This is a genomic window from Kitasatospora sp. NPDC101235 (assembly GCF_044767505.1).
Lineage (GTDB): Bacteria > Actinomycetota > Actinomycetes > Streptomycetales > Streptomycetaceae > Kitasatospora.
Genome location: NZ_JBIWNZ010000004.1, coordinates 269,585 through 281,936, shown reverse-complemented (window position 1 = coordinate 281,936; position 12,352 = coordinate 269,585). Strand labels below are relative to the sequence as shown.

Below are 12,352 nucleotides of genomic sequence, written 5' to 3'. Positions count from 1 at the left end.
CGCTCCGCCACCGGGGCCGGCCGCTCAGGCGACGCCCGCCCCGGCCAGGTCCTCCGACTGCGACTCACCGGGGACTGCCGGGGCGAGCGGGCGTGCCCGTCCGAGCAGGACGGCGACCAGGACGGCGGTGACGGCGAGCGCGGCCGACCCGCAGCGCAGCGCGAGGTGGATGCCGTCGACGAAGGCACCGTCCACTGCCTGCCGCACCGGTTCGAGCAGCGCTCCGGCCGCGCCGCCGGCACCATGGGCCGCACCGGTGGGCGCGTCCGCGGTCGGGCCGACGGCCTCCGGCGGGACGCCGAGCCGGTGCAGGGCCGAGGTCAGCTCCTCGGTCATCCGGTTGGTCAGGACGGCGCCGAGCACCGCGATCCCGAGCACACCGCCGAGTTCGCGCAGGGTGTTGACGGTCGCCGACGCCATCCCGGTCTGCGCCGGGGCCACCCTCTGGAACACCACGACCGAGACCGGGGTGAAGGTCAGCCCCATGCCGAAGCCCATCGTGAACAGCGTCCACAGGTACTCCGGGTAGCGGGCATGGTCGCCGTAGAGCGACAGCCCGCCGAGACCGAGCGCGCACAGGGCGAGGCCGAACACCATCGGCAGCCGGGGGCCGTACCGGGCGGCGAGCCGGCCGGACAGCGGTCCCGCGATCACCAGCATCGCGGTCATCGGCAGCCCGCCGTACCCCGCGCCGGACGGGGACCAGCCGAGCACGCCCTGCATCATCAACGGCAGGAAGAACAGTGCCCCGAACATCCCGAAGCTCACCATGAACCCGCTGAGCAGCGCACCGCTCAACACACCGTCCCGGAACAGCCGCAGCTCCAGCATCGGCTCGGCCAGACGCAGTTCGAGCACCAGGAAGGCGGCCAGCAGGACGACGGCGAGAGCGCCACAGCCGGTCACCCTGGGGTCGGTCCAGCCGCGTACGGGGCCCTCGATCAAGGCGTAGACCAGCAGGCCGAGGCCCGCCGCCGAGAGCACGAACCCGCCGAAGTCGACCCGCCGGGCGCGCGGTGGGATCACCGGAAGGACCTTGGCGGCGAGCAGCACCCCGGCCACGCCGATCGGCACGTTGATCCAGAACACGCTGGCCCAGCCGAGGTGTTCGACCATCGGGCCGCCGATCACCGGGCCGATCGAGAGGCCGATCGCGGACACCCCGGACCACACGCCGATGGCCTTGGCGCGCTCGCGCTCGTCGGTGAACACGTGACCCAGCAGGGTCAGACTGCCGGGGGTGAGCAGCGCGGCCCCGACCCCCTGGACCATCCGGGCCGCGACCAGCACGCCGATCGTTCCGGCGAGTGCGGCCACGGCCGAGCCGACCGTGAACAGGGCCAGTCCCAGCACGAACATCCGGGTACGGCCGTGGCGGTCGCCCAGCGCGCCACCGGTCAGGACGAGTGCCGCGTAGACGAGGCTGTAGCCCTCCGCGACCCACTGGAGGCCGCTGATCCCGGCGTCCAGCTCCTGCCCGATGCGGGGCAGGGCGACATTGACGACGACGTTGTCCAACATAGCCATGAACATGGCAATACAGAGCGTCAACAGCGCCAGCCGTTTCCGGCGCATGCTCGACTCCCCCATGGAGATCCCTCCCGATCGCTCGCCCCTAACAGTGTTAGGGCCTGATGTGACACGCACACACTGCCCCTAACACCGTTAGATCGCAAGTCATATCCGTGACCTCGGGGTTCGCCCCCGGAGCGGGTCGTGGCACTGTTGGTCCCCCACACTGTTGATCCGCGGACCGCACCGGTCCGCCCGACCGCTGGAGGCCTCCGCACAGCCATGCCGGAGAACGACGACGCGACCCCCGCCCTCACCCGGGAGGCCCTCACCCAGGCCGCGCTGCGCGTACTGGAACGGGACGGCCTGGACGGACTGTCGATGCGCAAGGTCGCCGCCGAGGTCGGCGTCAAGGCGGCCTCGCTGTACTGGCACGTCCGCAACAAGCAGGAGCTGCTCGACCTGCTCAGCGACGCGCTCCTCGCCTCGGCCGAACCCCCGCCCCGCCAGGACGACTGGCGAACGGAACTGCACGATTACTGCTTCCGCTACCGTCGGCTGCTGCTCGACAACCGCGACGCCGCCAAGGTCGTCGCCGGCCGCCTGGCCCCGGGACCGTGCCTGCTCAACCTGATGGAGGACCAGCTCGACCGGCTCCGCTCCGCCGGGTTCTGCGACGCCGACACGGCCATGGCCAGTTACCTGCTGGGTGCCTTCGTCCAGGGCTTCGTGCTCCAGGAGCAGTCACCGATCTCGGCCGCCGAGGTGCTCGGCACCAGCCGCCGGGAGATCGCCGACGCCGCCGGGGACCTCTTCCGCGGCCTGCCCACGGACGCCTACCCCAATCTCGCGGACCTGGCCGACCACCTCACCGGGCCCGACATGGACGCCCGCTTCGAGTTCGGCGTCCAGCGGATCCTCGACGGCCTCGCAGCCCTGCTGCCGCCGGAGCGGCGCTGAGCCCAACTCCCGACCGCCCCACCTCCGGACCGCCCGACCGCCCGACCTCCGGACCTGCGGCAACGTTCCGGCCACCCGGTACGATCAGCGCCGACTCAAGAGCGGGTGAACCGGGAGGGCGGGGCATGGCCGAGGACCGGGCGCCGGAGGTCTGGCTGATCCTGTGCGTCGGGTACGCGTCCTTCGACGCCGCCTTCGGGCTGAAACTCGGGATCCGAACCTCGGGATCCGACACCGGGATAGGCTCCTCGGACCCGCCCGTACGACCACGGAGGAGTCACCGATGCCCGAGCCGTACCCCCTCTACGAGTCCTACGCGCAAGGCCTGTTGGACGTCGGCGACGGTCAGCGGATCCACTGGAACGCCTCTGGCAACCCTGCGGGCAAGCCGGCCGTGGTGGTGCACGGCGGGCCCGGCTCCGGCCACAACCCGGGCTCCCGGCGGTACTTCGACCCGCAGCGCTACCACCTCGTCCAGTTCGACCAACGCGGCTGCGGGCTCAGCCGCCCGCCCGCCGCCGACCCGTCGACCAGCCTGGAGCACAACACCACCGCTCACCTGATCGCCGACATGGAGCGACTGCGCGAGCACCTCGGCATCGACAAGTGGCTGCTGTACGGCGGCTCGTGGGGTTCCACCCTGATCCTCGCGTACGCGCAGGCCCACCCGGAACAGGTCTCCGCGATCGTGATCTGCGGGGTCACCATGACCCGCCCCGAGGAGACCGACTGGCTCTACCGGGGCGTGGGCCGCTTCCTGCCCGGGCCCTGGGAGGAGTTCCGGGACTTCCTGCCGCCCGCCGACCGGGCCGGGGACACCTTCGAGCTGCTCTGCGCCTACAGCCGGCTGCTCAACAGCACCGACGAGTCGGTCCGGCGGGCCGCCGCCAACGCCTGGGCCACCTGGGAGGACGCGGTCATCTCGCACGAGACGCTGGGCAAGCCGAACGCGTACACCGACCGCCCGTCCGACGCGCTGATGACCTTCACCCGGATCACCGCGCACTACTTCTCGCACCAGGCCTTCCTGCCGGACGGCCAACTGCTGCGCGACGCCGGACGGCTGGCCGGAATCCCCGGCGAGCTGATCCACGGCCGACTGGACCTCGGCGGGCCGGTCCACACCGCCTGGCAGCTGGCCAAGGTCTGGCCGGACGCCCGGCTGACGGTCATCGACGAGGCCGGGCACACCGGGAGCCCACTGATGAGTGAAGCGGTCCTGGCCGCGATCGAGCGCTTCGCCTGAGCTCCGACGGACCGGCCCGGGCCGCAGCCGGGCATTCCCCCGGGGCCCTCGACGCCTCCGGGCGCCCGAGCGGTTCGTCCAGGTGGACTACCCCTACGATATTGACACATGATCGCCTATGCCCCAGCCGCCCTGTTCTTCCTGTTGTTCGGAATCGGGGTACTACGCGACCGTCGCCAGTTCAGCAACGCCGTCCTGCTCGGCATCGCCGTCTCCCTCCTCTCCCTCGCCATGCTCGCCGAACTCCGCAAGGCGCCCAGCATGGTGGTCACGCTCGTGGCGGCGGTCATCGTCCTCCTCCCGGCCCTCGGCACGGCGGCCCTGGTCTGGTTCCTGCTCGCCAACGGCCTGACCATGATCCGCAAGGAGGGCAGGCGACCGGCGAACCTGCTGTCGCTGCTCGCCGGGCTGGGCATCCTCGGGGTCATCGGGCTGCTGGTCGCGGCCCTCGTCATCCACTCCCGGCAGCTGGCCGCCCTTGCCGGCACCGCGGTCCTGGTGGTCGGCTACGTCTCCTTCCTGTTCACCTGCTTCGTCGGCTACGCCTTCCTCTACGGCCGCCACCGGCCGCGCCAGGACGTGGACTTCGTGGTCGTGCTCGGCTCCGGGCTGATCGGCGGCGAGCGTGTCCCGCCGCTGCTGGCCAGCCGACTGAACCGGGGCCGCGAGGTGTACGAGGAGCAGGCCGCCCGCGGCAACCCGCCGGTGCTGATCACCTCGGGCGGCCAGGGGCCGGACGAGAAGCTGCCGGAGTCCCACGCGATGGCCGACTACCTGGTCGAACGAGGCTTCCCCGAGGAACACATCGAGCGGGAGGACCGCTCGCGCACCACCGAGGAGAACCTGCTCTTCAGCAAGGCCATCATGGAGCAGGCCAAGCCCGGCTACCGCTGCGTCGTGGTCACCAACAACTTCCACGCCTTCCGGGCCGCGCTGCTCGCCCGCGAGACCGGCGTCAACGGCCACGTCTTCGGCTCGCCCACCGCCCGGTACTACTGGCCGAGCGCGACCATCCGCGAGTTCGCCGCGATCTTCCTCTCGCACAAGCTGGTCAACTTCGGGATCTGCGGCTTCATCGCCCTCTGCGGGGTGCTCGCGGCCCTCTGAACCACCACCGGACTCCGGGCGCCGCGCGCCTCGGGTCTCCTCTGCCCCGGGCGGGCCCCGGTCGCTGCTGCGGCCGGGGCCCGCCCGTTCCCCGGTGCGGGTGTGTCGCGGGTGTGTACGGCGCCGGATCAGGACACCCGGTCCGGACGCCGGATCAGGACGCCGGATCAGGACGCCGGATCAGGACGCCGGGCGGGGAGTCAGGATCGCGCAGGTGGTGGTGGCGTGTGCGTACAGCTTGCCGTTCTCCGCACCGACCACCCTGGCCTCGGCCGTCGCCATCGTCCGGCCCAGGTGCAGCACCACACCCTCGCAGCGCAGCGTCCCGGAGTCGGCGAACAGAGGGCGCAGCATGTGGACGTTGAGCTGGGTGGTGGTGTAGCCCACCCCGGCCGGCAGCCTGCTCAGCACGGCGCAGCCGAGCGCCGAGTCGAGCAGGGTGGCCAGGTAGCCGCCGTGCACGGTGTTCATCGGATTGTGGAGGTGGTCTCCGGGTTCGCCCTGGAACACCGCCATCCCCGGCTTCGCCTCGGCCAGGTGGAAGCCCATGGTGCTGCAGATCGAGGGCTCCGGGATCCGCCCGGCGATCCACTCCAGCAGGAACTCCTCTCCGGTCAGGTGGGCGTAGTCGGCGATCGGCGGGCCGGGCGTCCAGGTGTGGGTCCGGGTGCGCTGCTCCGGACCGCTCGTGGGCTGCGGGCCTTCGGAGGCGATCTCATCGGTGGTCATGGGATCAACCTGCCCGGTCCGGCCGTTCGTCTCAAGTGCCTTCCGCCGCAGGGCGGCTACGGCCCCCGGCGGTTGCCAGGACGCGCAGCAGAGCCGCAGGGCCATGGCGGCCCGCGCCATGGCCGGGCGGCGGACCCCGGATGACCGCCACATGGCACCGGGGCGCCGGGCGCGCCACGCTGCACGGGTCCGACCCCCACTCCTCCCTCACCCAGGAGTCCCCATGCCACTGCGCCCCACCGCAGCGGTGCTGCTCACCGCCGCCGCTCTCGCGCTCGGCGCCACCGCACCCGGCACGGCCGTCGCCTCCCCCGCCACCGCCTCCGTCGCCCCCTCCACCGCTGCGGCCACGAGCGGCAGCTTCCAGCAGGTCACCGGGTTCGGCACCAACCCGGGCAACCTCGCGATGTACACCTACACCCCGGCGGGGCTGCCCAGCGGCGCCCCTCTGGTGGTCGCGCTGCACGGCTGCGTCCAGAGTGCCACCGACTACTACCGCAACTCCGGCTGGACCAAGTTCGCCGACCAGTACGGCTTCGCGGTGGTGTTCCCGCAGACCAGCAGCGCCAACAACAGCCTCTCCTGCTTCAGCTGGTTCGACGCGAGCAAGGCCGCCCGAGGCGTCGGCGAGGCCAGGTCGGTGGTCGAGATGGTCACCAAGGCCGAGTCCCTGTACGGCTCGGACGCCCACCGGGTGTTCGTCACCGGGCTGTCGGCCGGCGGTGGGATGGCCGCCGACCTGTTGGCCGACTACCCCGACGTGTTCGCCGGCGGGGCGATCGACTCCGGGCTGCCCGCCCACTGCGCCACCACCCAGGCCGCCGCCTCCGGCTGCCAGAACTCCGACCAGGGGCTCGCCCCGGCGCAGTGGGGCGACAAGGTCCGGGCCGCGTACCCGGGTTACACCGGGCCGTGGCCCAGGGTCGCGATCTGGCAGGGCACCGCGGACACCGTGGTCAGGCCGGTGAACGCGACCGAGCTGCGCGACCAGTGGACGAACGTCCAGGGCGTCGGGCGTCAGCCGACCAGCACCCGGAGCCTCCCCGGCGGCACCACCCAGGAGCTCTACGCCGACGCGAGCGGAAAACCCGCCGTGGCCCTGTTCACGATCAGCGGGATGGGCCACGGCCTGGCCGTCCACCCGGGCTCCGGGGCCGACCAGTGCGGAGCGACCGGCGCCTACTTCCTCGACACGGTCTGCTCCGGCTACTACACCGCGCAGTTCTGGGGGCTCGACGGCGGCTCCGGCCCCACCAACCCCGGGCTGCCGGCCCCGAGCGGGCTGACCGCAACCGCGTCCGCCGGTTCGGTCGCCCTCGGCTGGCAGGCCGTCAGCGGCGCCGCCTCGTACCAGGTCTTCCGCAACGGGAGCCAGGTCGGCAGCGCCACCGGGACGGCCTTCACCGACACCGGGCTCACGGCCGGCACCACGTACGGCTACGCCGTGGCGGCGGTCGACGGGTCGGGCACGGTCGGCACCCGGTCGGCGGCGGTGACGGCGACCACCCCGGGCGGGGGTACGCCCCAGTGCTTCACCGCCAGCAACTACGACCAGGTCCTGGCCGGCCGTGCCACCCAGAGCGGTGGCCTGACCTACGCGCTCGGCTCGGGCCAGAGCATGGGGCTCTGGAACACGTTCGTCATCCACACCCTGAAGCAGACCGGCCCGGGCTACTACGTGCTCGCCGACGGCCAGTGCTGAGCGGGCGACAGCCGATGCCGACGTGAACAACACGGCACCGGACAGCATCGCCATCGCCCGTACGACGACGGCCCCCACCGCCACCGCGCCCTCCGTGAGGCTCATCCCGCCCCCACTTCCGCCCGGAGCCCGGCGAACAGGTCGGTCTCGATCTCGCCCGGCACGGCCGCCGTGCCGGGCCCCGGCACCAGGCTCCGGGCCAGGTGGTAGTCCTCGGTCGGCCAGACCTCGCGCTCGATGTCCCGCGGGTGGGACATGAAGGCCACGCCCGGCTGGACCTGAGTGGCGTGCGCCAGCATCGCCGCGTCCCGTACGGCGAACTGCTCGGCGCACGCTATCCGGGTGGTGGTGGCCAGGGCGGCCGGGGTGTCGGGCCAGCCGGCGAGCAGCTCGCCCATCTCGGAGGGGACGCCCCGTTCCGTCATGGCCTCGTGCAGGGCCTGGAACCAGGCCCGGGAGAGCGCCAGGTGGTAGTAGAGCTTGGGCACCTGCCAGGGCTCGCCCAGCCCGGGGTGGCGCTCCGGGTCGCCGGCGGCTTCGACGGCGGCCACGGTGACCCGGTGGGTCATCACGTGGTCCGGGTGCGGGTAGCCCCCGGTCTCGTCGTAGGTGATCACCACCTGTGGGCGGAACTCCCGGATCAGCGCGACCAGCGGTGCCGCCGCGAGCTCCACCGGCCGGGCGGCGAAGCAGCCCTCCGGGAGCGGTTCGTCCGGACCGGGCATCCCGGAGTCGACGAAGCCGAGGAACTGCTGGCGCACACCGAGGATCTCCCGGGCGGCCGCCATCTCCTCGCGCCGGACGCGGGCGATGTCGGCCCGGACCTCGGGCCGGTCCATGGCCGGGTTGAGCACCGAGCCGCGCTCGCCACCGGTGCAGGTGGCGACCAGGACGTCCACGCCCTCGGCCGCGTACCGGGCGAGGGTGGCCGCGCCCTTGCTGGCTTCGTCGTCGGGGTGCGCGTGCACGCTGAGCAGACGAAGGCCGTTCGGGTGACGGGTGAACACGGGTGCCTCCATGTGTGGGCGGTCGGGAACCGAGCGGCTGTCAGCCGGATTCGCGGGTGTTCGGACAGAGCAGCGCCGGAGCGACGGCGAGCTCGGACAGGGCCCGCACCCACCGGAAGGCCTCGCCGGCCGAGCCGCTGCCGGCCGGCCCTTCGCCGCGACGGACGTGGTCATGCGCCCTCCCCGAGTCGTTCCCCGGCGGCCGCTCCGGCCACCCGAGGAGAACTTAGGACGGACCCAGCAACTGGGTCAAGCACAATTACTGTGCTCGACCCAGCGAACTGCGCTACGCTCCTGCCATGACCGAGACCGGGACAACTCCGAACCTGCGCGAACTCAACAAGCGCCGCACCCGCGAGGCGATCTCGCACGCCGCGACCAGGCTCTTCATCGAGCAGGGCTTCGACCGCACGACCATCGCCGAGGTCGCGGCCGCCGCGGGCGTCGCCAAGATGACCGTCACCAACCACTTCCCGCGCAAGGAGGACCTCTTCTTCGACCTGCACGAGGAGCTCGCCGGCCGGCTCGCCGGAACCGTCGCCGGGCGCGCGCCGGGCGAGTCCGCGCTCGCCGCGCTGCGCCGCGACTGCCTGGCCGGGCTCGACCGGCACGACGCCCGGCTCGGCTTCGCCGACCCGGCCTTCGCCCGCACCGTCTTCGACAGCCCCGCGCTGGCCGCGCGGCTGCGCGAGCTGCACGAGCAGGGCGAGACGGCACTCGCCGAGGCACTGGCCGGAGCGGTGCACGAGATACCCGTCGGTTTCGAGTGCCGGGTCGCCGCCGCGCTGCTCGCCGCCGTCGACCGCGCGGTGTTCGCCGAGGTGTTCCGCCGCACCCTGGCCGGCGAGGAGCACGCGGCGATCGCCGCCGCGGTCCGCCCCTCGGCGGCCCGGGCCTACGACCGCCTGGAGGGCACCCTCGGGGGCTTCGCCGTGCGGGAGGCGTAGAGCACCCGAACGCCGCGCCGCACCGGAGGCCCGGGAATGTGCCCAGGCCAGCACACCCTTGACGAAAGGTTGACCTGCTCACGGCAGAAGGTTGACGATCACCGCCTCTATCGTCGGCCCATGCCCTCACAGCCCATCAGGCCCACCGCCCTGCCGGTCCTGCCCTACCGCAAGCCCACCCGGGGCCGGGACTACTGGGTCCTGGACAATGTGCTGCCCGACCCGGACGCCGTCCGGGAGCGCTGTCTGGCCCGCGGGGACTGGACCGAGGGCTACCCACACCGTCCCGAGACCTGGCCCGGAATGCGCACCATGCCGGGCCTGGACCCGGAGGAGCTGGCCCGGGTCGAGTCGCTGGTCCGCAAGGCCACCGGCGCCCCCCGGCTCTGGGTGCAGAGCACCCCGGGCGGCGGCACGCTCAACCACAATTGCGTCCAGGTCGTCGGCGCCGGGGAGTCGGAGTCCCGCCCGCACACCGACTCCCGCGCACTCTGCCGCTACGCCGCCGTCCTCTACCTCAGCCCCGGCGCCCCCAAGGACGCCGGCACCAGCTTCTACCGCCAGCAGTTCCCCGGCGGCCGGCTCGGCGGCAACCTGGTCAACGCCCCGCACAACAACCTGGTCGAGGCGCTCGGCACCCGCCACGTGCCGGCCGATCACTTCACCGAGGACGTGCGCGTCCCCAACCGCTACAACCAACTGCTCCTCTACCACGCCAACCTGATCCACAGCGCCACCGGCTACTACGGCACCGACCTGGCCGAGCGGCGGATGACGGCGGTCTTCTTCTGGATGGCCTGACCCCGCACGCACCCTTCGGACGACCGGGCCCTCACCCAGTTCCGGGACGGCTGCCCCGCCCCGGGGCGCCCCGCCCTCACCCGGCCCCGACGTGCGCCAGACTCGCCCTGGTCAGTGCCGCCGCCAACCTGGCCAGGTCCCCCGGCCCGACCAGCGCCGCCAGTGCGTCCGGTTCGCCCGGCAGCCCGAGCGTCCGGGCCTCCGCGAGCACCCGCTCGTCGAAGTACGGCCGCAGCGAGGGCCAGACCGCCTGTGCCTCGCGCCGGAAGATCCCGGCGCCGACCGGCCCGATCCGGGGGAACTCCCGGAGCAGCTCGCCGATCCGCTCCGGCTCTCCCCCCGCCTCCTCCCGCAGCCGCCGCAGGTCACCGTGCCAGCGGTCGAGCAGCAGCTCGGCCCCCTGCCCGAGCGCGGTGGCGGTGCTCTCGTCGTAGCGCACGTAGTGGGCCCGGCCCAGGGCCGCGATGAGCGTCCCGCGCCGGGCGTCGGCCATCGCGCGCGGGGTCCGCAGCCCGGCGGCCGACAGTTCCCGGGCCGCCGCCGTGGCGGTGGCGGCGCTGATCCGCACCGAGCACAGCACGGTCAGGACGAGCAGCCGGTAGAGCGGCGAGGGCTTGTCGCGCAGCGTGATCCCGGCCTCCCCCGCGTAGGTGCGGCCGAACCGGTCCAGCAGTTCGGCAACGGTCGGCCCCACGGCCATCACCTCCCTCCTCTCCACGCTTGCCCGGATTCGGGCGCCCCGCACCCGGGGAGGCTGGCCGCATGAGTGAGCGCAGCATGGGGGTACCCCCGGCCGGAGGCTGGGGGAGAATCATCGACAGGTGCGCGTGGGCGCATGCCCCTGCCGAGCGAAGCGAGGCGGGCGCATGAGCCGTGACACCGTATCCGCGACCGAGACCATCCGCCCCGAGTGGGCCGCGATCGACCAGCTGCCCACGGTCGAGCTGCTCCGTCTGATGAACGCCGAGGACCGCACGGTGCCCGCCGCCGTGGCCGGGGAGCTGGACCGGATCGCCGCCGTGGTCGACGCCGTGGCCGCCCGGATGGCGCGTGGTGGTCGGCTGGTCTACGCCGGCGCGGGGACGGCCGGGCGGCTCGGTGTACTGGACGCCGTCGAGTGCCCGCCGACCTTCGGCACCGATCCGGCGCTGGTCGTCGGGCTGATCGCGGGCGGGCGCCCGGCCGTCACGGCGGCCGCCGAGGGCGCCGAGGACCGCACCGACCTCGCCGGGGCCGACGTGGCCGCGCTCGCCCTCACCTCCGCCGACACCCTGGTGGGTGTCTCCGCCTCCGGCCGTACGCCGTACCCGTTGGCCGCCGTCCGCGCCGCGCGGGCGGCCGGGGCACTGACCGTCGGGCTGGCCTGCAACCGGGGCTCGGCGCTCGCGGCCGCGGCCGAGCTGGGCATCGAGGTGGAGGTCGGACCCGAGGTGCTGGCCGGATCGACCCGGCTCAAGGCGGGCACGGCGCAGAAGCTGGTGCTCAACCTGCTGTCCACGGCCGTGATGGTCCGGCTCGGCCGGACGTACGGAAATCTGATGGTCGACCTCCGCGCCACCAACGACAAGCTGCGCGAGCGCGCCCGACGGATCGTCGCCGAGGCGACCGGCGCCGACGAGGCCGCGGTCGACCGCGCCCTGACCGCGACCGGCGGCCGGGTCAAGGACGCGATCCTGTCCCTGCTCGCGGACGTGGACGCCCCCTCCGCCGCCCGACTGCTCACGGCCTCGGACGGACGGCTGCGCGAAGCCCTCCGCCTCGCCAGGCCGTAGCAGCCCCCGGCCGCAGCAGCCCCCCGCCTCGCCCGGCCGCGACCCGGCCCTCCGGCTCACCCCAGCCGCACGTCCGCCGCCGCAACGACCTCGCCGAGCCGCGGGAAGTCCAGTTCCACCGACGCCCGGTGCTCCTCCGCCGTGAGCGCGGCCATCGCGTCCTCGACGAACACCACCCGGTACCCGTGGTCGCCTGCCGCCCGGGCGCTCGACTCCACGCCGAGGTTGGTGGCGATCCCGGCGAACACCAGGGTCTCCACGCCCCGCGCCCGGAGCAGCCCGTCCAGACCCGTGCCCTGGAACGCGCCGATGGTGCGCTTCACCACGACCTCGTCGGCCACTGCCGCGACCTCCGCGAGCAGCCCGCTCCCCGGCGGCTGCTCGGTGACGTTCGGCCGCTCGACCCGGACCGCGACCACGGGCGCGCCCGCCGCCCGGAACTCCCGGGCCAGCTCCAGCGAGGCCTTCACCACCTCCGAACCGGTGCGCGGCGCGAGCGGGTTGGCGACGATCCGGTCCATCAGGTCGATCAGGACCAGGGCCGTGCTGCGGGGGTCAAGGGTGGTCAT

General features: G+C 73.2%; 12 protein-coding genes. 7 read left to right on the top strand and 5 right to left on the bottom strand.

The annotated features are described in order from the left end of the window. Positions 1 to 24: 24 nt before the first annotated feature. Positions 25 to 1,575 (bottom strand): DHA2 family efflux MFS transporter permease subunit, encoded by a 1,551-nt coding sequence (locus ACIRRH_RS10060; protein ID WP_403064729.1) that lies wholly within the window; start codon positions 1,573 to 1,575, stop codon positions 25 to 27. 219 nt (positions 1,576 to 1,794) lie between these two features. On the opposite strand from ACIRRH_RS10060, the gene ACIRRH_RS10055 reads away from it, so the two are divergent. The 3 genes from ACIRRH_RS10055 to ACIRRH_RS10045 all read left to right on the top strand — a co-directional run bounded on the left by ACIRRH_RS10055 (position 1,795) and on the right by ACIRRH_RS10045 (position 4,825). Further along, the gene (locus ACIRRH_RS10055; RefSeq protein WP_403064412.1) at positions 1,795 to 2,472 is read left to right on the top strand and encodes a TetR/AcrR family transcriptional regulator; all 678 of its coding nucleotides are present in this window, start codon (positions 1,795 to 1,797) and stop codon (positions 2,470 to 2,472) included. 283 nt (positions 2,473 to 2,755) lie between these two features. After that, on the top strand, positions 2,756 to 3,718 hold the full coding sequence (pip, locus tag ACIRRH_RS10050; protein WP_403064409.1) for a prolyl aminopeptidase: 963 nt from the start codon (positions 2,756 to 2,758) through the stop codon (positions 3,716 to 3,718). Positions 3,719 to 3,826: 108 nt separating this feature from the next. Continuing rightward, the gene (locus tag ACIRRH_RS10045) at positions 3,827 to 4,825 is read left to right on the top strand and encodes a YdcF family protein (protein WP_403064406.1); all 999 of its coding nucleotides are present in this window, start codon (positions 3,827 to 3,829) and stop codon (positions 4,823 to 4,825) included. A 180-nt stretch (positions 4,826 to 5,005) separates the two neighbouring features. Here ACIRRH_RS10045 and ACIRRH_RS10040 read toward each other — a convergent pair whose 3' ends face one another. Beyond that, positions 5,006 to 5,554, bottom strand: a complete 549-nt coding sequence (locus ACIRRH_RS10040; RefSeq protein ID WP_403064403.1) for a PaaI family thioesterase — start codon at positions 5,552 to 5,554, stop codon at positions 5,006 to 5,008. 223 nt (positions 5,555 to 5,777) lie between these two features. Here ACIRRH_RS10040 and ACIRRH_RS10035 point away from each other — a divergent pair, with 223 nt between their 5' ends. After that, complete coding sequence (locus tag ACIRRH_RS10035) at positions 5,778 to 7,256, top strand: PHB depolymerase family esterase (protein WP_403064400.1); 1,479 nt, start codon at positions 5,778 to 5,780, stop codon at positions 7,254 to 7,256. A gap of 101 nt (positions 7,257 to 7,357) precedes the next feature. On the opposite strand, the gene mca is transcribed toward ACIRRH_RS10035, so the two are convergent. After that, positions 7,358 to 8,263 (bottom strand): mycothiol conjugate amidase Mca, encoded by a 906-nt coding sequence (mca, locus tag ACIRRH_RS10030; protein WP_403064397.1) that lies wholly within the window; start codon positions 8,261 to 8,263, stop codon positions 7,358 to 7,360. A 299-nt stretch (positions 8,264 to 8,562) separates the two neighbouring features. On the opposite strand from mca, the gene ACIRRH_RS10025 reads away from it, so the two are divergent. Both ACIRRH_RS10025 and ACIRRH_RS10020 read left to right on the top strand, forming a co-directional pair. Next, positions 8,563 to 9,210, top strand: a complete 648-nt coding sequence (locus ACIRRH_RS10025) for a TetR/AcrR family transcriptional regulator (protein ID WP_403064394.1) — start codon at positions 8,563 to 8,565, stop codon at positions 9,208 to 9,210. 120 nt (positions 9,211 to 9,330) lie between these two features. After that, positions 9,331 to 10,011, top strand: coding sequence for a DUF6445 family protein (locus ACIRRH_RS10020; protein ID WP_403064392.1), 681 nt, complete (start codon positions 9,331 to 9,333; stop codon positions 10,009 to 10,011). A 76-nt stretch (positions 10,012 to 10,087) separates the two neighbouring features. Here the strand turns inward: ACIRRH_RS10020 and ACIRRH_RS10015 are convergent, their stop codons facing one another. Then, positions 10,088 to 10,711, bottom strand: coding sequence for an endonuclease (locus tag ACIRRH_RS10015; protein ID WP_403064389.1), 624 nt, complete (start codon positions 10,709 to 10,711; stop codon positions 10,088 to 10,090). 166 nt (positions 10,712 to 10,877) lie between these two features. Here ACIRRH_RS10015 and murQ point away from each other — a divergent pair, with 166 nt between their 5' ends. Continuing rightward, positions 10,878 to 11,783: an N-acetylmuramic acid 6-phosphate etherase gene (gene murQ / locus ACIRRH_RS10010; protein ID WP_403064386.1), complete on the top strand. Its 906-nt coding sequence runs from the start codon at positions 10,878 to 10,880 to the stop codon at positions 11,781 to 11,783. Between the two features lie 56 nt (positions 11,784 to 11,839). On the opposite strand, the gene ACIRRH_RS10005 is transcribed toward murQ, so the two are convergent. Beyond that, the gene (locus ACIRRH_RS10005) at positions 11,840 to 12,352 is read right to left on the bottom strand and encodes an isochorismatase family protein (protein ID WP_403064383.1); all 513 of its coding nucleotides are present in this window, start codon (positions 12,350 to 12,352) and stop codon (positions 11,840 to 11,842) included.